The 21,711-nt window shown below is 66.9% G+C and carries 13 protein-coding genes; 6 read left to right on the plus strand and 7 right to left on the minus strand.

Annotation, left to right across the window (positions count from 1 at the left end; all coding sequences use genetic code 11):
• Nucleotides 1-42 precede the first annotated feature (42 nt).
• Nucleotides 43-1,398: a PQQ-dependent sugar dehydrogenase gene (locus tag JC881_RS00660; protein WP_198783793.1), complete on the minus strand. Its 1,356-nt coding sequence runs from the start codon at nucleotides 1,396-1,398 to the stop codon at nucleotides 43-45.
• Between the two features lie 523 nt (nucleotides 1,399-1,921).
• Between JC881_RS00660 and JC881_RS00665 the strand changes: the two genes are divergently transcribed.
• Nucleotides 1,922-2,599, plus strand: coding sequence for a response regulator transcription factor (locus tag JC881_RS00665; RefSeq protein WP_198783794.1), 678 nt, complete (start codon nucleotides 1,922-1,924; stop codon nucleotides 2,597-2,599).
• A 4-nt stretch (nucleotides 2,600-2,603) separates the two neighbouring features.
• The gene (locus tag JC881_RS00670) at nucleotides 2,604-4,049 is read left to right on the plus strand and encodes an ATP-binding protein (RefSeq protein ID WP_198783795.1); all 1,446 of its coding nucleotides are present in this window, start codon (nucleotides 2,604-2,606) and stop codon (nucleotides 4,047-4,049) included.
• Here JC881_RS00670 and JC881_RS00675 read toward each other — a convergent pair.
• From JC881_RS00675 to JC881_RS00685, 3 genes are all read right to left on the minus strand, one after another.
• Nucleotides 4,012-5,385 carry an HlyD family type I secretion periplasmic adaptor subunit gene (locus JC881_RS00675; RefSeq protein WP_198783796.1) on the minus strand — a complete coding sequence of 458 codons (1,374 nt, stop codon included), beginning with the start codon at nucleotides 5,383-5,385 and terminating at the stop codon, nucleotides 4,012-4,014. The genes JC881_RS00670 and JC881_RS00675 overlap by 38 nt on opposite strands.
• Before the next feature lie 37 nt (nucleotides 5,386-5,422).
• The gene (locus JC881_RS00680) at nucleotides 5,423-7,105 is read right to left on the minus strand and encodes a type I secretion system permease/ATPase (RefSeq protein ID WP_198783797.1); all 1,683 of its coding nucleotides are present in this window, start codon (nucleotides 7,103-7,105) and stop codon (nucleotides 5,423-5,425) included.
• Between the two features lie 70 nt (nucleotides 7,106-7,175).
• Nucleotides 7,176-14,147, minus strand: coding sequence for a peroxidase family protein (locus tag JC881_RS00685; RefSeq protein WP_198783798.1), 6,972 nt, complete (start codon nucleotides 14,145-14,147; stop codon nucleotides 7,176-7,178).
• Between the two features lie 148 nt (nucleotides 14,148-14,295).
• Here JC881_RS00685 and JC881_RS00690 point away from each other — a divergent pair, with 148 nt between their 5' ends.
• The 4 genes from JC881_RS00690 (at nucleotide 14,296) to JC881_RS00705 (ending at nucleotide 18,749) form a co-directional block, all read left to right on the plus strand.
• Entirely contained in the window at nucleotides 14,296-15,753 is a 1,458-nt protein-coding gene (locus tag JC881_RS00690) for a TolC family outer membrane protein (RefSeq protein WP_198783799.1), read from the plus strand.
• Nucleotides 15,754-16,186: 433 nt separating this feature from the next.
• On the plus strand, nucleotides 16,187-16,957 hold the full coding sequence (locus tag JC881_RS32775; protein ID WP_198784852.1) for a response regulator transcription factor: 771 nt from the start codon (nucleotides 16,187-16,189) through the stop codon (nucleotides 16,955-16,957).
• 285 nt (nucleotides 16,958-17,242) lie between these two features.
• On the plus strand, nucleotides 17,243-17,788 hold the full coding sequence (locus tag JC881_RS00700; protein WP_198783800.1) for a cysteine hydrolase family protein: 546 nt from the start codon (nucleotides 17,243-17,245) through the stop codon (nucleotides 17,786-17,788).
• Between the two features lie 61 nt (nucleotides 17,789-17,849).
• Entirely contained in the window at nucleotides 17,850-18,749 is a 900-nt protein-coding gene (locus JC881_RS00705; RefSeq protein ID WP_233101470.1) for a LysR family transcriptional regulator, read from the plus strand.
• A gap of 42 nt (nucleotides 18,750-18,791) precedes the next feature.
• On the opposite strand, the gene JC881_RS00710 is transcribed toward JC881_RS00705, so the two are convergent.
• Genes JC881_RS00710 through JC881_RS00720 form a run of 3 tightly spaced genes read right to left on the minus strand, consistent with a single transcriptional unit; the run spans nucleotide 18,792 to nucleotide 21,705 of the window.
• Nucleotides 18,792-19,580: an enoyl-CoA hydratase/isomerase family protein gene (locus tag JC881_RS00710; protein WP_198783802.1), complete on the minus strand. Its 789-nt coding sequence runs from the start codon at nucleotides 19,578-19,580 to the stop codon at nucleotides 18,792-18,794.
• Between the two features lie 20 nt (nucleotides 19,581-19,600).
• Nucleotides 19,601-20,506 (minus strand): alpha/beta hydrolase, encoded by a 906-nt coding sequence (locus JC881_RS00715; RefSeq protein ID WP_198783803.1) that lies wholly within the window; start codon nucleotides 20,504-20,506, stop codon nucleotides 19,601-19,603.
• Between the two features lie 26 nt (nucleotides 20,507-20,532).
• Complete coding sequence (locus tag JC881_RS00720; protein WP_198783804.1) at nucleotides 20,533-21,705, minus strand: alpha/beta fold hydrolase; 1,173 nt, start codon at nucleotides 21,703-21,705, stop codon at nucleotides 20,533-20,535.
• Between the last annotated feature and the right edge of the window lie 6 nt (nucleotides 21,706-21,711).

Below are 21,711 nucleotides of genomic sequence, written 5' to 3' on the forward strand. Positions count from 1 at the left end.
GCTGTCCGCGGCCAGAGCGCTCCGAAGCACCGCGATTCGAACTCAGTGCGCGGTGCCCATCGCGCGCCAGATCACATTGCCCACATCGTCCGCCACCAGCAGCGCGCCTTTCGCATCGATGGCCACGCCCACGGGCCGCCCGTAGGCCTCGCCCTTTTCATTGACGAAGCCCGTGAGCACATCCACGGGTTGGCCGGACGGCTTGCCATCCGCGAAGGGCACGAACACCACCTTGTAGCCCGCGGGCGGGCTGCGGTTCCACGAGCCGTGCTCGCCGATGAACATGCCGTTGGCGAACGGTGCCGGCAAGCCCGTCTTGCCGGCGGCCACGAGGCCGAGGGCGGCCACGTGCGCGCCGAGCGCGTAGTCCGGGGCAATGGCCTTGGCGACCATCTCGGGGCGCTTGGGCTTGACGCGTTCGTCCACGTGCTGGCCGTAGTAGCTGTAGGGCCAGCCGTAGAACGCGCCCTCCTTCACCGAGGTCAGGTAGTCGGGCACGAGGTCGTTGCCCAGTTCGTCGCGCTCGTTGGCCACGGTCCACAGCGCAGTGCCGCCCGGGGCCCACGCCATGCCGTTGGGATTGCGAAGGCCGGTGGCGAACAGGCGCTTCTGGCCCGTGGCGCGATCGACCTCCCAGATGGCGGCGCGCCCCTCTTCCGCGGCGATGCCGTTCTCGGCCGCGTTGCTGTTGGAGCCCACGGTGGCGTAGAGCTTGGCGCCGTCGGGCGTCGCGATGATGTTCTTGGTCCAGTGGTGGTTGATCGTTCCCGCGGGCAGGTCGGTCAGTTTCTCGGGGCTGGCGGTGATGGTCGTCTCGCCCGCGGTGTACGGAAAGCGCAGGATCGCGTCGCTGGCGGCCACGTAGAAATCGGTGCCCACCAGGGCCATGCCGAACGGGGAGTTGAGCTTGTCGATGAACACGGTCTTTGTCTCGGCGATGCCGTCGCCGTCGGCATCGCGCAGCAGCACGATGCGGTTGGCCGTGGGCGCGCCGGCGCCCGCGCGCGCCTGGACCTTTTTCATGACCTTGCCCTTCACGCCCTTGCCGTCGTCGGGCTTGGGCGGCGCGTTGGTTTCGGCGACCAGCACATCGCCGTTGGGCAGCACGTAGACCCATCGCGGATGGTTGAGACCCGACGCAAAAGGCGTGACCGCGACACCCGAGGCCGCCGTGGGCTTGCTGCCCGCGGGCCAGCCCTTGGCCGGCGCGATCTGCACCGTGGTGATCAGTTGCTTTTCGACGGGTGCGATCTTCGGGTTGGGGCCGACCGTGTCCGCGGGCGATGCGACAGGCCCCTTGCCCGCATCGCCGGGCAATGCGATGGCTGGCGAGGCAAGCGATGCGAACGCCGTCGCGATGGCGGTGGCAACGATTGTGTTTTTGATGCGGGTGGGCATGAGCGACTCCTGGGCATGTTGACGCCCGCATGCTGCGAGTTGCCACCAGCGTTTTCGTAGGCCAACTCCCGGACCCGCTGCCGGATAAGCCCCCCGCGGTTTCGCTCCCGGCCCGCGACGCGCTGAACTAGTGCTTTGAGCCTATGGCGACAACCCACAAATGCTGGATTGCCATTTGAATTAACTTTCTCTACATTAATACGCCGGTTGTACATCCGCGGCACCATTGATGCGGGTCGATACCGTTGAACGATCTGGCTACGACCCAACCGGCCCACCGGTTAAACAGTGCGCCGAGGAGACAAGATGAAGACTTCGAAAGTCCTTTCCCGTCCATCGTTCGGCGGGCTCTCCCCGGCCCGGACGCAGCGCCTCGATGACGCGCTGCGGTCTTCATGCACGACACGGCACGGCCGTCGCAATGGGGTACCCAGCCGCCTCGCAACCCTCCTCTTCCACGCGCCCAGTACCTCCTGCGTGCGCCCTGCCGCGCCGGCTGGACGACGTTGATCGGGCATGTGCCATGCGGCTGCTCCTGGTCGAAGACAACGAACTGCTCGGCAGCGCCGTGCACAAGGGCCTCATGCGCGCGGGTTATGCGGTCGACTGGAGCCGGGGCGGCAAGGAGGTTCTCTCTTCGCTGGCATCCTGCAACTACGACTGCGTGCTGCTCGACCTCGGTCTGCCGGACGTCGCCGGCGATTCGCTGCTCAAGATCATCCGCAGCCGGGGCATTCCCGTTTCGGTGATCGTGATCACGGCCCGCTGCGGCATTCAGGACCGCGTGCGGCTGCTGGACATGGGCGCCGACGACTACATGGTCAAGCCGCTGGACCTGGAAGAACTCGCCTCGCGCGTGAGGGCCGTGCTGCGCCGGGTCAACGGCAAGGCGCCCTCCTCGATCGAGCCGGAGCATGGTCCGCTCAAGCTCTATCCGTCGCACCGCACGGCCACCTGGCATGGGGACATCGTCGCGCTGACCAACAAGGAATTCTGGCTGCTGGAGATTCTTGTGCGCCGCAAGACCCAGGTCCTTTCGCGCGGCCAGCTCGAAGAGGCGCTGTACACCTTCGACGTCGAAGTGGAGAGCAACGCGGTCGAGGTTCACATCCACTACCTGCGGCGCAAGTTCTCGCCCAACCTCATTCTGACGGTGCGCGGCGTCGGCTATCAGCTCGGTCCCGAGAAGCTGCATGCATAGCCTCGTGTCTTCGTGGTCCTTGCGCTATCGGGTTGCGGCCATCGCGTTTTTCGTCTGCACCGCAACGCTGCTGGCAGGCGGCGTCGCCATGCACCGGGCCGACCAGATCTCCGACCGCAACGTGCTGGACGCGCGGCTGGTCACGCTCGCGCGCACGGTGCTCGCCTTCGCGGAACACGAGATCGAGGAAGAAGGTTTCATCGAAGGGCTGAGCGACGTCGTGAGGCAAACCGAAAGCTCGCTGGACGCGCGCTATCACTACAAGATCTGGTCCGTCGAAGGGCGGCTGCTGCACCAGAGCCACAAGGCGCGGCAGGACGGCCCGCTGCAGCCGATTGCGCAGCGTGGTTTCGGCGAAGCCGTTGTCGATGGCGAAGAGGTGCGGACCTACACGCACGCGGCCGAGAGAACGGGCATGGTCATCCAGATCGCCGAGCGCCAGCGCGATCGCGAGGCGGCGGCCGGCATCACGACCGGCTACTTCCTCTCGTTCCTGGCGATTCCGCTGCTGCTGATCTTCGTGAGCACCTGGTGGTTCGTGAACCAGGCGCTGCGCTCGGTCGAGGGCTACGCCTCGCAGCTTCGCGAACGCCATGCGCTGGACCTGTCGGAGTTGAAGGTTGCGAACCCGCCGATCGAACTCAAGCCGATGGTCGATTCGGTCAATGGGCTGTTTGCGCGCTTCAGGTCGGCGTTGTCCAGCGAGCGGGAGTTCACGGCCATTGCCGCGCACGAAATGCGAACGCCGCTGGCCGGGCTTCGCGCGCACGCGCAGCTGGCCACCGCCGTGGCTTCATCGCCGCAGGAGTTGTCGGCGTGCCTGCGCGGATTGATGTCCGGGATCGATCAGGCCAGTTATCTACTGGATCAGCTGCTCGATCTCGCCCGCGTCGACAGCCTGGCGGTCGCGGGGCATGTGGCGGTCGATGTGGACCTGCACAAGGTCTTCCAGGACGTGATGTCCGAGCTGGGCCCGGTGGCCGCCGACGGCCGGGTGACGGTCGTCACGCGCTTCGACGCGGCGCGGTTGCCGGCCGTCGAACTCGGCCTGCACATGCTGATGCACAACCTGCTGGACAACGCCATCCGCTTCACGCCCGCCGGCGGGCGCATCGAGGTCGGCAGTGCCCGCATCGATGAGGCCGTTGTGCTGACCTTCGACGATTCCGGCCCGGGCATTCCCGCGAGCCAGCATGCCGCCGCGTTCCAGCGCTTCAACCGCCTGGGCCGCATCGATCCGCACGGCGTCGGGCTGGGCCTGTCCATCGTGCAGGCGGTGGCGCTGGCGCACCACGCGGTCGTGCGGCTGCGTCAATCGTCGTTGGGAGGGCTCCGCGTGGAAATCACGTTTTTGGCGCCATGCGGTAATGCACCCGAAAACGATGGGAAGAAGCCGACGAAAAGTCCGGTTCTCACATTTGCCGAGCGGCCCGGCGCAATGTGGAAGTAATGGGCTCCAGCAAGTACTGAAGCGCGGTCTGGAAACCGCCTTCGATGTACACCTCGGCCGGCATGCCTGCCTGCATCTTCAGATCGCCCACGGCCTCGACCGATTCGGCGTCGGCCAGGATGGAAACGGCGTAATACGGCATCTGCGTCGTCTTGTCGGTGAACCGGTCGCCCGACACATAGGTCACCTTGCCCTTGACCATCGTGGCGTTGCGGTACTTGAAGGCGGTGAACTTGATGCGGGCGCTCTGCCCCACCAGCACGTTGTTGACTTCTTCCGGACGGATCTGCGCCTCGATCATCAGCGCGGTGTTGCTCGGCACGATTTCCGCGATGGCCTCGCCCGGCCGAACGACCGCGCCCGGCGAGGTGAACTTCAGGTCGATGATCTCGCCCGCCGCCGGCGCCAGCACGACCTGGCGCGTGGTGGCGTCGTCGGACTTGCGCAGCTCCTGCTCGATCTCGCTCACGCGGGTGACCGCGCTCTTGAGCTGGTCGCTGGCCGAGCGCAGGTACTCGTTGACGATCGAGTTGCTCTTGATGTCGGCATCGACCAGGCGCCCGTGGCCGCGCGCAAGTTCCGAGCGGCGCTCTTCGAGCTTGGCGGTGTAGTCGGCCACCGAGGCTTCCATCTGGTTGATGCGCGCGTTGGAGACGAAGCCCTCGCTCACCAGGTCGCGATTGGCCTGCAGGTCGCGGTGTTGAAGCGCCAGCGATTCCTGGGCCTTCACGCCCTGCGCCTCCAGCGAGCCGATTTCCTGCTGCACCTTCTGGCGCAGCATGCGCATGAGCGCCAGCTCGCTTTGCAGCGAATGCCGGCGCGCCGCGAAGAGAGACGACTCCTTTGCCATCGCGTCCTGCAGGCGCGGGTCCTTGCGGGCTTCGGCCTGCAGGGCTTCGGAGAACACCAGCTTCTCGGCGCGGTGCTGTTCGGCTTCCAGGCGCTCCAGGGCGGTGCGCTCCACCGCGAGGCGGTAGGTCAGGCGGTTGCGGTCGGCGTCCATGCCCACGTCGGCAAAGACCACCAGCGCCTGCCCTTCCTTGACCTGCTGCCCGTCGCGCACCAGCACCTGGCGCACGATGCCGCCTTCGAGATGCTGCACCGGCCGGCGGTTCAGATCGACCTTCACGTGCGCCGGCGCCACCACCGCCATGGCCAGCGGCGCGAGCCCGACCCACATGCCGACCGGGATGACGATGGCGAACACGGTCGCGAGACCCAGCCGCACCAGTCCCTTGATCTGCTGCTTGGTGGTCTTGCGTTTGGGCTTCGTGCTGCCGAACGAGAGGGCGTGTGAGGGGGCCTGTGGGAGTGCCTGTGCGTGTGCGTGCGTCATGGCTTGTGGGCCTCCTGGCTGGCTGCGGTCTCTGGCCTCATGCGGCGCGCTCGGTGAGCGCTGCCTGCGCCTGCTTCTGCATCGACTTCATCACCTCGCTGGCCGGGCCGAACTGCTTCACCTGCCCGGCTTCGAGGATGAGGATCTTGTCCACGTGCGCGACCAGCGAGGGGCGATGCGTCACCACGATCGAGGTCACCCCCTCGGCGCGCAGGCCGCTGAGCGCGCGCGCGAGGGCTATTTCGCCCTCGGCATCGAGGCTCGCATTCGGCTCGTCGAGCACCAGCAGGCGCACGTCGCCGTACATGGCGCGGGCCAACGCGATCCGCTGACGCTGGCCCGGCGAAAGGCGCGCGCCGTTGTCGCCGATCTGCGTGTCGTAACCCATCGGCAGCTGCACGATCATCTCGTGCGCGTTGGCGCGCTTGGCCGCGGCGATGACGGCTTCGCCGTCCGGCTCGCCCAGCCGGCAGATGTTGTCGGCGATCGTGCCGTCGAACAGTTCCACGTCCTGCGGCACATAGCCGATCCAGGGGCCGAGCTCGCGCCGCGACCAGGTCGAGAGCTCGGTGCCGTCCAGCCGGATCGTTCCCATGGTCGGTTGCCAGATGCCGGTCATGAGGCGCGCGAGCGTCGACTTGCCTGCCGCGCTCGGCCCGATGATGGCCAGAGCTTCGCCGGCCACGAGGTTCAGCGACACGCCCGACAGCGCCAGCTTCTCCGAGCCGGGCGGGCGAAACGAAATGCCGTGCACCCGGATATGGCCGACCGGCCGGGGCAGCGACATGCGCGGCACGTCCTTGCCGAAGTGCTCGCACAGATCGCGCAGGCGCCGGTAGGCCGAGCGCGCCTCGTTCAGCACGCGCCAGCTGCCCACGATCTGCTCCACCGGCTGCAGGGCGCGGCCGAGCAGCACGGTGGTGGCGATCATCACGCCGGCCGACGCCGCCTGCGTGAGTACCAGGTAGGCACCGATCGACATCATCATCACCTGCACGCCTTGGCGCAGAAAGCGCGAGGCGGCGCTGAACGACACGCTCGCGTGGCTGGTGCTGGCCTGCAGCGCCAGGGCCTCGTCCTGTTGCTTGCGCCAGCGGCCCAAGAGGCGCTCGGTCATGCCCATGGCCTGCAGCACCTCCGCGTTGCGCAGCGACCCCTCGACGTAGCGCGAGGCCTGGCGCGTTTCGCGCTGCACCGCGTCCAGCGCCTTCTGGTTCACGCGGTCGTTGAGCCAGGCCAGGCCGATCATCACGGCGGCCGCCCCCGCGGCCCCCAGGCCGAGCGCCGGATGAAAGAAGGCGATGACGGCCACGTAGACGACGATCCACGGCGCGTCCATCAGCGCCGTCAATCCGTTGGCCGAGAACAGGCCCCGCAGCGTCGCGATGTCGCGCATCGCATCGGGCCGCGCATTGAGCGTGGAGCGCGCGGCGGCGGTCACCACCGCATGCATCACCGGCGGCGAGAGCCGCTCGTCGACGATGTGCCCCGTGAGGTGCTGCAGGCGCAGCCGCACATAGTCGAGCACGAAAAGAATGAACAGCGCCGTGCCCACGCCGCCCAGCAGCACCCACAGCGTCTCGCGGCTGTTGGTGGGAATCACGCGGTCGAACACCTGCAGCATGAACAGCGCAGGCACCAGGTACAGCAGGTTGATGACGAACGAGAAGAGCGCCATGCTGAACAGCAGCGGCTTCAGCTCGGCCCAGATCGGCTTCATGTTGGATCTCCTCCGGTATTCGGCGCGGGGCGCTTGCACGCCCCGCGCCGTACCTTGCTTTTTTTGCCGATCAGACGAAGTCGAAGTTCGCCGCCACCACCGCCGCATTGGCACTGAACGTGCCGATCAGCGTGAGCTCCGCCGCCGACGTTTCCCCGCCGCCGGCCTGCACCCACTGCCACAGCGAGAAGCTGTTGCCGTTGGTGTCGTTGATGACCAGCAGCGCGTCCTCGCCGTTGGCCGCGGTGATCGCGAATTCGCTGTTGAACGCCGCCGCAACCGCCGCCGCATTGCCCAGGTTGGCCGTGGTCACGCCCTCCCCGCCCGCGCCGGTCAGGAGCAGCGCCTCGATGTCGCCGTTGCCCTGCCCCACCGTGACATTCACCGTGCCGCCCGCGCCGTTGCCGGTACCGAAGAGGAAGTTGTCGTTGTTGTTGCCGTCGTCCCAGGCCGTGTTGAGCGCGCCGCCGAACTCGATGCGGTCGTCGCCCGCCGCGGTCGGGCCGTTGGCGTCGAAGTTGCTCACCACGTCGCCGAACTCGTTGGTCGCGCTGAACCGGAAGATGTCCTGCACGTTGTCGTTCGCCGCGCCCGAGTTGAGGATGTCCGCGCCGATGCCGCCGATCAGGATGTCGCCGCCCGCCCCGCCGTTGATGGTGTCGTTGCCCGCACCGCCGATGAGCGTGTTGGCGCCGGCACTGCCCGTGAGCGTGTCGTTGCCCGCGCCGCCCGTGGCGTTCAGGATGCTCGCGATCGAGGTGAAGCCCGAGGCCGTGCCCGCCAACAGATTGACGTTGACGGCCGTGGTGGAGTCGCCGTACGAGAGCGTGTCCGCATTGCCGCCCAGGTTGGCGTTGATCGACTCGACGCCGGTCACCGTGCCGCCCTCGAAGCCCGTGATGGCGCCGTTGTAGACCACGTCCAGCACATCGTTGTTCGCCGCGCCCGTGATGTTGAGCACGTCGTTGCCGCCGCCGCCCACGATGGTGTCGGCGCCGCCGCCGATCGTGTAGTTGAAGGTGTCCGCACCGAGGCCGCCGTTCAGCACGTTCGCGCCGGCGCTGCCGGTGATGGTGTCGTTGCCGCTGCCGCCGGTGAAGTTCTCCATCCCCACGATCACGTCGGAGTTGGCTGCGTTGCTGCCCGAGCCCGTGACGATGATCGGTGCCGCGCCGCCCAGGTTCACCGTCAGCGCCGCCGTGTAGGCCGAGTAGTTGGCCGTGTCCAGGTCGGCGCCGCCATCGAGCGTGTCGCGCACGTTGTCGACCGTGGCCGAGAGCGTGTCGTTGCCCGCGCCGCCGCTCAGCAGGTTGACGACACCCGTGCCCGCGGTGCCGCTCGCCGTGAGCGTGTCGCCGAAGGCGCTGCCCACGAGGTTCTCGATGCTCGAGAGCGTGTCGCTGCCGGCACCGCCGGTCGCCTGCGCCGCGGCAATCGCCAGGGACACCGTCACCGCCGCCGCCGCGGTGGCGTAGTTCGCGGTGTCGCTGCCGCCACCGCCCGTCAGCACGTTGTTGCCCGCATTGCCGGTCAGCACGTTGTTGCCGGCATTGCCCGTGCCGTTGATGTTGCCGGTACCCAGCAGGGTGAGGTTCTCGACGTCTGCGTCGGTGATGGTGTAAGTGAGGGTCGATTGCACGGTGTCCGTGCCGGCGCCCGCGCCCTCGGCCACGGTGTCCGTCGCGCTGTCCACCAGGTAGGTGTCGTCGCCCGCGCCGCCGGCCATCGCATCGTTGCCGACGCCGCCGTCCAGCGTGTCGTTGCCGTCGCCTCCGTTGAGGATGTCGTTGCCGATGCCGCCCAGCAGCGTGTCGTTGTCGTCACCGCCGTTGAGGGTGTCGTTGCCCTCGCCGCCGTCCAGCGCATCGGCACCGATCCCGCCATTGAGCGTGTCGTTGCCGCCGAGCCCGGCCAGCGTGTCGGCCAGGTCGCCGCCGCTGATGACGTTGTTGAGCGCGTTGCCCGTGCCCACGAACGGGTCGGCGTCGATGCCCGTGTAGGTGAGGTTCTCCACGTTGGCGATGAGCTCCAGCGAGAAGGCGGCCAGCTCGGTCTGGACCTGGTCGGTGCCGGTGTTGGCGCCGGCCGCTTCGACGATCACGTCCAGCACGTCGTCCACGACGTAGGTGTCGCTGCCGTTCAGGCCCACCATGGTGTCGGCGCCCAGTCCGCCGTCGAGCAGGTCGTCGTCGCCGTTGCCCGAGCCGCCCACCAGCAGGTCATCGCCGTCGCCGCCATGCAGTTCGTTGTCGCCGGTGCCGCCGAAGATCAGGTCGTTGCCCAGGCCCCCGGTGATCAGGTCATTGGTGCCGTTCTCCCCGGCGATGAAGTTGTTGGCCGTCGAGGCGGACAGGTCGATGGTGCGCGAACCGCCGGTGGGATCCAGGCGGCTGATGAGGTAGTCGTCCACGCCGAGCAGGTAGCCCGCATAGCTGCTGTCGGTGAAGTTGATGCGCTCCACGCCGGTCTGCGCATTGGTCCCGGTGTAGTGGCCGTTGACGGTCACCGTCTGCCCGTTGAAACTGAGCACCAGGCTGCCGTTGTTGGTGCCCGTGTTGTTGTCCGTGGCGTTGAGCCCGACAAGCGGGTTGGCCAGCAGCGTGACCGGGTCGATGCCCGCCTGGATCACGATGCGGTCGGCCGTCCCGCCGCTGGTGGCGTTGACCGGTTCATTGATCGTGTCGTTGCCGTCCGCCAGTCCGAACACATAGGTGTCGTTGCCCAGCCCGCCGTTGAGCGTATCGGTGCCTGCGCCGCCGACCAGCACGTCGTCCCCGGCCAGCCCGTTCAGCGTGTCGTTGCCCGCGAGGCCCAGCAGCAGGTCGTTGCCCGCCGTGCCGTTGAGCGTGTCGTTGCCGGCGGTGCCCGTCACGATGCCCAGCGTGGCGTCGGTGAACTGCAGCCGCTCGATGTTGCTCAGCGTGTCGGTGCCCTCGATCGGGTCGGCGCTCACGTCGGTCACCGTGAGCCGCCCGTTGGCGTCGGTGCCGAACGCGTAGTTGGCGATCGGCCCGAGGTACGCGACGGTGTCGATGTCGCCCGCCGTCTCGTCGGTCCGGATGGTGCGCACGATGGCCAACTGCCCGGGGTTGATCTGCCCCGCGAACATGCTGTTGACCAGCGTCTTCATGCTGTTGTGCAGCGCGATTGGCGTGCCCGTGTGCGCGGTGTCGCCGACTGCGAAGACGCCGATCTGCACGTCCAGCCATTTGTCGCCGTCGATGATGTCGTCGCCGCCGCGGCCCATGATGAGGTCGCCCCCGTCGCCGCCCAGGATGATGTCGCCCGCCGAGTAGTTCACCACGCCCGCGCCCAGCACGGCCTGCAGGCCGTTGATGCGTGCGATGCCCGCCGCATCGAGCAGGTTGCCCGCGTAGCCCTCGGTGCCGCCCTGCGCGAACGGCAGCCGCTCTTCGGCCAGCGTGTCGGCGCCGATCAGCACGTCGGCAAAGCGCGTGCCCGAGAGGCCCTCGACCGACTCGTACCCGTCCAGCGTTCCGTTCTGCGGCGGGGCCGGGTTCTCGTCGAACACGATGGCGCGCGTGAGGTCGGCATTGATGCCGGCGGTGTTGTCCTTGTAGGTCACCCAGTCCCAGCCCGACATGCCGGCCAGCTTGCCGCGGCCGGGGCTGCCCACCATGATGTCGTCGCCGCCCTCGGCGATGAACTCGTCGAAGCCGCCGTCGCCCAGGAACACGTCGTGGCCCACGATGCTGTCGCGCGCGAAGATCTCGTCGAAGCTGTCGCCGGGCGCACCGTCGAAGGTGCCGGTCTCGATCCAGTCGTCGCCCTCGTTGCCCAGGATGCGCTCGGCGTTCTTGCTGCCCAGGATGAAGTCGTTGCCCTCGCCGGCGAACACCTCGGAGCCGGCATCCGTGCCCAGCACGATGAAGTCCTGCCCCTTGCCGCCCATGATGAGGTCCAGCCCCGGGCCGCCGTGCACCACGTCGTTGCCGTCGCCGGCCTTGATGTTGTCGTCGCCGCCCAGGTCGCGCACGATGTCGTCGCCCGCCCCGGCATTGATGATGTCGTTGCCGGCGCCGCCTTCCAGGTTGTCGTTGCCGCCGTCGCCGTGGATCGTGTCGTCGCCCTCGCTGGCGATGATGATGTCATTGCCCTCGGTGCCGCCCAGCACCACGTGCTCGTCGCCCGTGTAGCGCAGGTAGTTGCTGTCGGGCCCGACCGTCCCAGGGTTGTTGCGAACCACCAGCGGCGTCAGGATGCCGCCGCCCACCGGGTCGGTGCTCTCCAGCGTGCCGTTGCCGTCCAGGTCATTGAACTGGCGGGTGATGTCCACCTCCAGCGCCAGCCCCGGCGTGGAGAACACGTCCGACGGCAGGTGCGTCGCGTTCGTGTTGGTCATGATCATTTCGGCGAACGAGTTGTTCTCCATTTCGCCGAACAGGTGCAGGCCGTCCAGGCGCTGCAGGTAGTAGAAGCGGTCGCCGTTCTGCAGGCTTTCCATCTGCTGCTCGAACACGAAATTGAAGGTCGAGCCGAGCATGCCGCCGAAGGGAAGAATCTTTTCCGCGAGGCCGCCGATCCAGAGGTCCACGTTGTCCAGGCCTGTGGTGGTGACGCCGTTCGCGCCGCTCGCCCATGCGCCGCTGCCGTTGAGAAAGTCCACTGCATCGGCGGGCACCAGCAGCCCGCCGACCGCCGCGCCGGTGATGATCGTCAGCGCCGCATCGCGCTTGCCTTCGATCGTCGTCTGGCCGGTGATCAATGAGTGCGTGCCGTAGGCGGCGACGAAATTGATGATCGACGCCTCGTGCTTGAGGTTGCCGGCAAAGTCCACCCAGCTGTCGTACGGCCGCAGTTCCGCCGCGTTGTTGGTCGCGTCGAAGAACTCGCGCCGCGCGGCGTTGAGCGACGGCACGCCCGTGTCGCGGCCTCGTGCCAGGTTGATGGTCGCGAGGTCCAGCGGCAGGCCCAGGAGGTTGTTGCGCAGCGCGCCGGTCACGAACTCGTCGATTTCGTTGCCGACCTGGCGCGTCATGCCGCGGATGATCGCGCCGGCGGCGATGTCGTCGGTGATGGCATGCCCGGAATCGAACGCGACAGGATTCAGAAAGCCCTGGATCAGCCCGATGTCGTCCGCGTTGAAGTTCGGATCGAACCGGTCGATCGACTCGGTGAGCATCGAGTGGCCGAAGCGATACACCACGTGCGCGAACTCGGCAACGATCGACGGATTGATGGTCACGTCGAAACCGTCGGGCACCACGAACGGATTGATCTGCGGCTGGATCTTGCGCGCGAACTCCTCGAACACCAGATGCTGGTACTGCATCTCGGTGGTGAACTTGGCGGACTGGAACAGCCGCTCGCCGTCCCACACAAGCGTGCTCAGATCCGCCGGCAGCGCGGTCACGTCCTCGATCAGCCATTCGTTCAGGAAGGCGAAGTTGCCGCCGGCCGCGGTGGACAGAATGACTTCCTGGTTGTGCTCGACCATGCGGTTGTGCTCCGCATGGAACACGTGGTGCACGGCGGTGAGGCCGATGTTTTCGTTCACGCGGCCGTCGCCGGCGATGAAGTGGGCGTCGAGCAGTTCGTTGTCGTACTCCGTGTCGCCGTTGCCCGGGTTTCCGAGGCCGATGGTGATGTCGCCGTCGGCGATCTTGCCGATCGGAACCGCCTCGTGCGCGATGTCCGCAAGAAACGCGTGGCCCGTGCGCAGTGCCGCCGCCGTCGTCGGATTGACCGGGCTGCCCGGCGTACCGGAGACCACGATATCGTCTGCCGTGTTCGGAATGCCGTCGGCGCCGATGCCCACGATGACCTGCGCCATGCCGGTCGCGGCATTGGGAATGAAGTTGCCGTACTGGTCCGTTCTGAGCAGCGGCACGCTGCCCACGTCGAAGTCGGTCAGCTCGATGCCCAGCATCAGGGCCTGCGCCTTGACCTCGCCCCAGGTCGCCATGCCGCCGTTGCCGCCTTCGATCAGCTTGCCGGTCGCCACCGGTTGGCCGTCGCCGTTCAGCGTGTACTGGCGCAGGAACACCTGGTGCGAAGAGTGCGAGGTGTAGGTCTGGTTCTGGTCGACGAAGGCCGTGGTGGTGTTCACCGGCCGCACGTCGTCCGCGGTGCCCATGATGCCGTCCGCGCCGGGGGACACCGAGGCGCGGGTCAGCACCATGAAGTTGGTCGGGCTGCCTTCCACGTACAGCGGATCGTCCGGCTGCAGCGGAATGAACACCGTGCCGCTGCCGCCCTTGTTGACCAGGTCCAGGCCATGGTCGAAGAACTGGCCGAAGAGGGTGAACCACGAGTTGAACGATGCCGACAGGCCCACGTCCGGCGAGATGTTGGGCAGGCTGACGTTGTCGCCATCCATCGTGATGCCGAAGGGCTCGATGGCGGCGTCGCGCACCACGCGGGCCTCCTGCAATGCCGTGACGGTCAGCGCATGCGCGGCGTCCGCGGCATCGGCCGCATCGAGGGCCGCCTGCTCCGCGGGTGTGGGCGGCGTGGCGGGATCGCCGTCGCCGAGTTCTTCGGCATCCGCACGGGCGTTCTGCGCCACGACACGGGCCTGGTACTCGGCATCGGACGCGGGCTTGAAGGCCTGGTAGATGACCGTGATGGCGGCCAGATCGGCCATGGGGTTGGCCGCGCCCGCGCGGTCCAGCGCGGTCAGTATGGCGGCCGGATTGCCCAGGGTCTGGTCGACCAGCAGGTTGGAGATGGTGCGCAGGCTCGAATCGAAGACGAGCGAGTTCGGGTTGTTGCTCGGGTTGTAGTTCGCCGCCGTCGGCATGGCGGGCGCGGGACCGGGGCCGTCGGGATCGAACAGCGTGCCGTCCGCCGGCCGATATGCCGGGTCTAGCAGCGTCGGGAACGGCTGGTCCGCGGCGCCCCATGTTTCGTGGAGCAGGTTGTTGTACGTGCCATCCACCGTTCGCAAACCCCAGCTGACGTTGTACGCCGGGACCAGCCCGCCCGGTCCGAACAACGGCTGGCCGGCGGCGTGGGCCTCCGAGATCTTGATTTGCGCAAGGATGAACTCGAGGTCTGCTTGATTGACTGTGACGGACATGGCATGGCTCCTCAGTGCTTGTGGTGGTGGGGTGTTTCGGAACGCTACTTCCGTCATCACAGTCTTTAGTCCCACCCTTAAGAAGTCCTTAAGCAATAGGTAGTAATTTTGAAGACAGGGAGGTTGGAGGCCACGGAGGAGACAAGACATGGAGACAAGCGCACAAGGCGTTCATCGCGCCCTGCCCGGCGCGCGCGGGCACGGCCGCAGGGCATCGGCAAGCGGTCCATCCGCTTGCTTGCTTTCGCTCTTGCTGGCGCTCGGGGCCGCACCGGCGTGGGGGCAAAGTCTGGTGGAGCTCTATCGATCGGCGCGCGACTACGACGCCGTCTACCAAGGCGCGCGAGCGCAGTACGCCGCCACCGTGGCGCGTGCGGCGCAGGCACGTGCGGGCGTGCTTCCGGCGATCAACCTGACGGCGGGCGCATCGTTCACCGAGCAGGACGTCTCCACTGCCGGTACATCGACCTCGCGCGGCGTGAATTCGCGCAACGTCGGCATCAACCTGACTCAGCCCCTCTACCGGCCTGCCAATTGGGCCACCTATGAGCAAAGCGGGCTGCAGGAAGAGATCGCGCAGTCGCAACTGGTGCTTGCCGAACAGGACCTCGTGGTGCGCGTGAGCCAGGCCTACTTCGATGTGCTCGCGAGCTACGACAGCCTCGTGCTGGTGCGGGCGCAGAAGCTGGGCGTGGTGGAGCAGCTTGCGTCCGCCAAGCGCAATTTCGATGTCGGCACCTCGACCATCACCGACACGCGCGAAGCGCAGGCGCGCTTCGACCTCGTCGTGGCGCAGGAGATCGCGGCGGCCAACGACCTGGAGGTCAAGAAGATCATCCTCGACCAGCTCGTCGGACAAGCCGGCAGCAGCCCCACGCCGCTCGCGGCACCCGTGCTGCTGCCGCCGCTCACGCCGAACAGCGTGGACGCGTGGCTCGCGCAAGGCGAAGCCACGCATCCGGCCATTCTGCAGGCCAGCCGCGGCGTCGAAGTGGCGACGCTGGAGATCCGCAAGGCCCAGGCCGGACACCTGCCGACGATCGACGCCCAGCTGGGCTACAACATCACGACCAATCCGCAGAACACGACCTCCAGCACCGCATCGGCCGGCAAGACGCGCGTGGGCGCAGCCAGCGTCGGCGTGGTGTTCAACATGCCGCTGTTCGCAGGGTTCGCGACCGAGAACCGGGTGCGCGAAACGCTGGCCCTCGCGGACCAGTCGCGCGCCACGCTGGACAACACGCGTCGCAGTGTTTCGGTATCGACGCGCGCTGCGTTTCTCGGGCTGGTTTCCGGCGCGAGCCAGGTGAAGGCGCTCGAGGCCGCGGAAGCGTCGAGCCAAGTGGCGCTGGACGCCAACCGCATGGGCTACCAGGTGGGCGTGCGGATCAACATCGACGTCCTGAATTCGCAGAGCCAGCTGTTCCAGACCAAGCGCGATCTGGCGCAGGCGCGCTACAACGTTCTGCTGGGAACCCTGCGGCTTCGGCAGGCCAACGGCACGTTGACCCCCGACGCGCTGGATGCGCTCAACGCGACGCTGGCGCTCGACGGCAGGCCGGCGGTGGACAGCACGGCCACGGGTGCGGGTGCGCGCGTGCGCTGAACAACGGGAGCATCGGATGCCGCTCGCTCTTCTTCTTCAGCTCCTGCGCAGGCGATTTCCCGTCACGCTCACCGCGGAAGCGGACATCCGGCATGCATCGGTGCTCGTGGCGACCGGGCTGATCGAAGCCGAATTCCAATTCGACGGTTTCGGCTACCAGCACTACGAAAGCGCGGTCATCCTGGCCATCACGGACGAAGGGCGCGCGGAAATCGCGCACCTGCGCAACCGCGGCGGCATGGCGGATGAAGAGCGCCAGGAATCACTCGTCACGCCGCTCGATCACCCGCACAGGGTCCTGGAAGCAGCCGGGATGGTGGAGGCGGCCGCTCCCCCGGCCCGACCCGCCCGGCAAGAGCCCACCCACATCCACCGGACCGAGGACGTGCCCGATGTCACGCTCATTCCTTCCGGCGAACCCGCCTCCACTGCCATGACGCCCTACCGCCAGAACGCCATGCCCGGCGTCTGCGCCCCCGCGACCGCGCTGTGGCCCGACTTCCTCATGGGCCAGGAAAGATCGCCGGTTCGCGTGCTGCTCGTCGACGACGACGAGTTGGTGCGCCGCACGATCGCGCGGGAGCTGCTGGCGGACCTGCGCATCCAGCTGGAGGGCCAGGCCGACAGCATCCGCGAAGGACGCAAGCTGCTGGTCGCGCACGAGTTCGACGTGCTGATGGTGGACCTGCGGCTGAGCGACGGGCTGTGCTTCGAGCTGATCGACGAGGCGCGGCGTCACCGCAGCAACATCGAGGTCATCGTGATCTCCGCCTTCGAAGACGAAGCGCATGTGCTGCGCGCCTTCGAGCTGGGCGCGACCGGCTTCCTGCTGAAGAACGCCTGGCTGCAGCGCTTTCCCGATGCGGTGCTGCACGTGATGAACGGCGGCGCGGCCATCACGCCGCGGCTCGCACGGCGCCTGCTGCACCTCATGAACCAGCAACCTCCCGAGCCGCTGGCCGACGATGCGTTTCCGTTGTCGGCAGCGCCGTCGGCACCGCTCCAGCACGAGACGACGCTCTCGCACCGGGAGAGCCAGATCCTGCGCTTCGTTGCGCTGGGCCACGTCTCGGTGGAGATCGGCGCGAAGCTTGGCATCACCGGCCAGACGGTCGACGCGCACATCAAGAGCATCTACAAGAAGCTGCATGTGCATTCGAGGGCGCAGGCGGTGAGCCTGGCTGTTCAGGCGGGCCTGATCTGAGCGGCAGGCGCTCGCACGCTGGGCTCCCGCCATCACGCCGCACCAGGCGGTTGCGAGCAACTTTCGGTTGTCACAAGCATCGCAACAAGGCTGCATTGGATCTTCCGCAGCCACAACTACCGACGACTTGCAGAAAAGTGAATTGAAGATCCCGCTCATTCCCCCCGAGAGAGAGCAACCCTACATTCGTTGAACGGCAGAAAGCAACGCAATCGCTTCTCCATCCAATCGATGGGTCCGGCTTGTGTGCTCCTGTATTTCATTCAACTTTCTCAAGGACAGGCAATGACCAATCAAGCACTCATCGTGGTCGACATTCAGAACGACTATTTCCCCGGCGGTAAATGGCTGCTCCATGACGTCGAAAATGCTGCCGATAACGCGGCGCGCGTCATCGATAAGGCCCGGCGCTCGGGCGATCTGGTGGTGCACATTCGCCACGAAACGCTTTCTCAAGGGGCTGCATTCTTCGTCCCCGATACCGAGGGTGCGCAACTGCACAAGAAGGCCCTGAATTTGCCGGACGAAACGGTGGTCCTGAAACACTTCATGAATCCGTATCGCGAAACGAATCTCAAGGAAATACTGGACAACGCCAAGATCGAAAAAGTCGCGGTCATCGGGAACATGAGCCACATGTGCATCGATGCGGTGTCCCGAGCATCGGACGACTATGGTTTCGACGTGACGGTGGTCCATGACGCCTGCGCCACGCACGATCTGGAGTTCGACGGCGTGAAGGTACCGGCAGCTCAAGTTCATGCAGCGTTCATGGCAGCGCTCAATTTCGGCTATGCCAAGGTCGTGTCGACACAGGAGTTCGCGGGGTGAGCTGCGCCTATCATGGCAAGGTAGATCACTAACGGACGAACCCTTGGACCGATTCAATGCAATGGCCGCCTTTGTCCGGGTGGTCGAGTCCGGCAGCTTCACCAAGGCGGCCAAGACCCTGAATGTGCCCAAGCCGACCGTGACGCGGCTTGTGCAGGCGCTCGAATCCCAACTGAACGCCCAACTGCTCCATCGAAGCACGCGTGCCGTGACGCTGACGGCCGAAGGCGCAACGTACTACGAGCGAACCGTCCGGCTGCTCGCGGAACTCGAGGACATCGAGGCCGGCACGCGCAGCTCGCTGGCCAGGCCGTCGGGCAAGATCAAGGTGGAACTCAGCGTCGCGATGGCCGCGATGCTGGTCGTGCCCGCGCTGACCGACTTTTACGCCCGCTACCCGGACATCGAGATCGAGCTGAGCGTGAGCAATCGCGACGTGGACATCATTGCCGACAACGTCGACTGCGCGATCCGCACCGGACCCATCGCGGACCAATCGCTCGTTGCGCGCCGCATCGGCTACCTGCACTTCACGACCTGCGCCAGCCCCTCTTACCTTGAGCGTCGCGGTGTTCCGACGCATCCCGACGAACTGTCGAAGGGCCACGACACCATCGGCATGGTTTCGAGCCGCACCGCCCGCCCCTTGCCTTTCGTCTACCACAAGGATTCGGTGCGGCTGGAGGTGACGCCGCAGTACCGCCTGTCGATCAACGACACCCATGCCTACCTCGCGGCGGGTGTCGCGGGCCTCGGCATCGTCCAGGCGGCCAGCATCGCGGTCCAGGACGCCATCGAATCGGGGCAGCTCGTGCCTTTGTTGGAAGACTGGCAATCCGATGTGTACGCGACGAGCATCGTGTATCCGCCGAACCGTTTCCTGAGCGCGAAGGTCCGGGTGTTCGTGGACTGGGCGGTCGACCTCTTCGAGCACAACAAGACGGTCAAGCGCAAGTCCTGATTCGCGCCCTGGCTTCCCCGCGCCTGTGCAGGGCGCTTGCGCTCAACGCCCCTTGAAGTCCATGACGGGGCGCGGCTTGCCCGCCTTCAATGCGTTCACTGCGGAGGGAATGCCTTTCTGCACATCCTCGGTATCGAACACGGGCATCGCGATGTCGAACATCACCTCGTCCGCGGCGCTGATGCCGCCCACCGCCCAGGTGCGCAGCAGCGCCTTGTGCGCCGCGTAGGCGCGGGTCGGTCCGTTAGCGATCTTCGCGACGAAGGCCGAAGCCTCGGCGAGCAACCGGTCATCGGGCACGACCCTGTTGACGACGCCGAAGCGCTCCATCGTCGCCGCGGGCACCTGCTCCGAGGTGAGCGCCCATTCGGCCGCACGCGAACGCCCTGCCCGCTCGGCCACGCGGTAGACACCGCCCAGCACCGTCACGATGCCCAGCGACTGCTCGGGGTGGCCGAAACGCGAGGTCTCGGATGCAAGGATCATGTCCGCGCGCAGCGCCAGTTCGAGCCCGCCGCCAAAGCACAGGCCTTGCACGGCGGCCACGACCGGCAGGGGCAGCCGTTCGAACTGGTTGAAGACGCTCATGTAGCGCTCGAACAGCGCGCGCAGCGATGCACGGCTCATGTCCGGCCACGGCAGGATGTCGCCGCCGAAACTGAAGTCCGGCCCTTCGGCGCGCAGCAGCACCGCGCGCGCGTCGCTTTTGCCGATGGCCTCGATGGCCGCCGCGAGCTCGTCGGCCATCTGTTCGTCGATGCGGTTCTGCGGCGGGTTGCGCAGCACCAGGGTGGCGGTCTGGTTGTCGATGGTGCAGATCAGGTGTTGCATGGGGGTCGATTCGTGCAAGTTCAGGAAAGGTGTGCCTGGAACCAGGCCAGCGCCGCAGCGCTCGATTGCGGGAAATTCACCAGGTAGGGGTCGAAGTGACCGCCGGGTATCGACACCAGCTTCTTGGGCTCCAGCGCACGCTCGTAGGCGGCCAGCGCGAGGTCGGTCACCGTGACGGTGTCGTTGAGTGCGACAACCATCAGCAGCGGCGTCGGCGAGACGCGGGCAATCCATGCACCGGGCTCGTACATGCGGGCAGCGCGCGTCGAACGCACGGTCACTTCATTGGTCCAGAGCCCCTCGGGCACGGGCTGCAGGTAGAAGTCGATGGCATCCTTCGCGCGGTAGGAAGCCGGCTCGCTCATGTCCGCGCTCACGATCTTCTGCCGGCGCAGCGGCTCGCCTCGCAGCTGACCCCGTTCATCCTCGGAAAACGCCGCTTCGACCGCCGCCACGCCTTCGGGCGGAATGCGCCGCAGCCCCTGCTCGAAGCCGCTGATCGTGGGAACCTGCGAGACCACGCAGCGCAAGCGCCGGTCCGTCGCGCCCAGCACGATCGCGTGGCCGCCTGCGTAGCTGGTGCCCCAGAGGCCGATGCGGTTGGCGTCCACGTAGTCCAGGCTCTCCAGGTACGAGATGGCGCGCCGCCAGTCGGCAATCTGCCGCCACGGATCGACGTCTTGCCGCGGGGTGCCCTCGCTGGCACCGAAGCCCCGGTGATCGTGCAGCAGCACGACAAAGCCGCTCTCGGCGAAAGCCTTCGCAAAGGCCTCGATGCCGTGTTCCCTGGTGCCGGCATAGCCGTGCGCCATGGTGATGGCGGGATAGGGCTTCACGGGTCTCGTGCCGCCTTCGGGAACATAGAGCCAGGCACGCAGCGCGACGCCTCCCTCTGCCTGGAACTCGACGTCCATTCGCTTGACCATACAAACTCCTTGGGGGTTGGGCGCACTCAGGCGCCGTTGTAGAAATGCGCGGCGGTGATGGTTCCGCTCAGGCGCTCGCGCAGTTCCTGCGAAAAGCGAAGTGCGGCCTTCAGCGGGCGATGGTGGATGGCCACTCGAACGATCTTTCCGGCCTCGTTTTTCTGCAGCACCGTCACGCCGAGCAGTTCCTGGCCGCCGAAGGCAACGGCCTTCCATTCGAGATAGCTGCGCTGCCCGTTCACCGCCTCGTGCGTGAAGACCAGCGACTCGTAGATCTTGCTGGCCGCAGCCATGACCGCCTTGACGTCCGCCAGGCCTTGCACCGGCAGGGCCAGCGTGCTCGCCTCCAGCGTCACTTCTGCATCGAAGGCTTCCGCGAAGGCGTCTTCCGATTTCTTCGCGAAGGCTTGCGTCCATCCCTGGCTGCGCACGTCGCTGGCGGTGTTGCCCGCCGATGCGGAGGCATCGATGCTCGCAACAAATTTGTCCAACAGCCCGGCGACAGCCGTCGGCTGCTCGGCATGGGGCCAATGGCCCGCACGGGCGATGATTTCCGTCGCTGCGTGCTGGAAGCGCGGCGCCACGTTCGAGGCGATCAGATCGGCGGTGACGAACCCGTCGCTCTCGCCGCCGACGATCAGTACCGGCCCCGCGAACGCGCTCGGCGACTTGCCTGCGGGATGCCCCGCGTTCCATGCATCGGCCGTCGCTGCCACGACCTCCGGCCGGACCGGCAGGCCGAGCGCGATGAGCCTGTCGAGCTGCGCGGGCGCAAGCCCTGCGGTCAGTTGCTGCCGCACCGCGGCCTGCGCCGCCGGTTGGCCGCCCAGGCTGCGGAAGGGTTCGAGCGCGCCCGGCGGCATGCCCGTGCCGCCGAGGGGAACCGGCGTCAACAGCACGAGTCCCCTTGCGAGATCCAGACGCGCGGCCGCCACCAGCTCGGCCACCTGGGCGCCCATGCTCTGCCCCACGATGACGAAGGGCTTGGCGAGCGCATCCACCACGGCGCCGACGTCGGCGGCGAACCGGTCGAGGTCGAACGGCCCTTCGTCGGCCACGCGCGCGCCCATGCCCGCCAGGTCGACCTGGATGGCCGCGATGCCATCGGTCTTCAATTCGGCGATCACGTCGTTCCAGACGGCTGCCGCGTCCAGGAAGCCATGAACGAACACGAGCGCGTGTTCCTTGTTTTTCGTCATCGGGGT

The sequence above is a fragment of the Variovorax sp. IB41 genome (assembly GCF_016405905.1).
In the GTDB taxonomy this organism is placed as follows: domain Bacteria; phylum Pseudomonadota; class Gammaproteobacteria; order Burkholderiales; family Burkholderiaceae_C; genus Variovorax.

Coding starts and splice junctions, on each gene's coding strand:
- JC881_RS00690 (WP_198783799.1), top strand. CDS start 14,296: ATGGAGACAAGCGCACAAGGCGTTCATCGCGCCCTGCCCGGCGCGCGC.
- JC881_RS00700 (WP_198783800.1), top strand. CDS start 17,243: ATGACCAATCAAGCACTCATCGTGGTCGACATTCAGAACGACTATTTC.
- JC881_RS00715 (WP_198783803.1), bottom strand. CDS start 20,506: ATGGTCAAGCGAATGGACGTCGAGTTCCAGGCAGAGGGAGGCGTCGCG.
- JC881_RS32775 (WP_198784852.1), top strand. CDS start 16,187: ATGACGCCCTACCGCCAGAACGCCATGCCCGGCGTCTGCGCCCCCGCG.
- JC881_RS00665 (WP_198783794.1), top strand. CDS start 1,922: ATGCGGCTGCTCCTGGTCGAAGACAACGAACTGCTCGGCAGCGCCGTG.
- JC881_RS00680 (WP_198783797.1), bottom strand. CDS start 7,105: ATGAAGCCGATCTGGGCCGAGCTGAAGCCGCTGCTGTTCAGCATGGCG.
- JC881_RS00710 (WP_198783802.1), bottom strand. CDS start 19,580: ATGCAACACCTGATCTGCACCATCGACAACCAGACCGCCACCCTGGTG.
- JC881_RS00705 (WP_233101470.1), top strand. CDS start 17,850: ATGGCCGCCTTTGTCCGGGTGGTCGAGTCCGGCAGCTTCACCAAGGCG.
- JC881_RS00685 (WP_198783798.1), bottom strand. CDS start 14,147: ATGTCCGTCACAGTCAATCAAGCAGACCTCGAGTTCATCCTTGCGCAA.
- JC881_RS00720 (WP_198783804.1), bottom strand. CDS start 21,705: ATGACGAAAAACAAGGAACACGCGCTCGTGTTCGTTCATGGCTTCCTG.
- JC881_RS00675 (WP_198783796.1), bottom strand. CDS start 5,385: ATGACGCACGCACACGCACAGGCACTCCCACAGGCCCCCTCACACGCC.
- JC881_RS00660 (WP_198783793.1), bottom strand. CDS start 1,398: ATGCCCACCCGCATCAAAAACACAATCGTTGCCACCGCCATCGCGACG.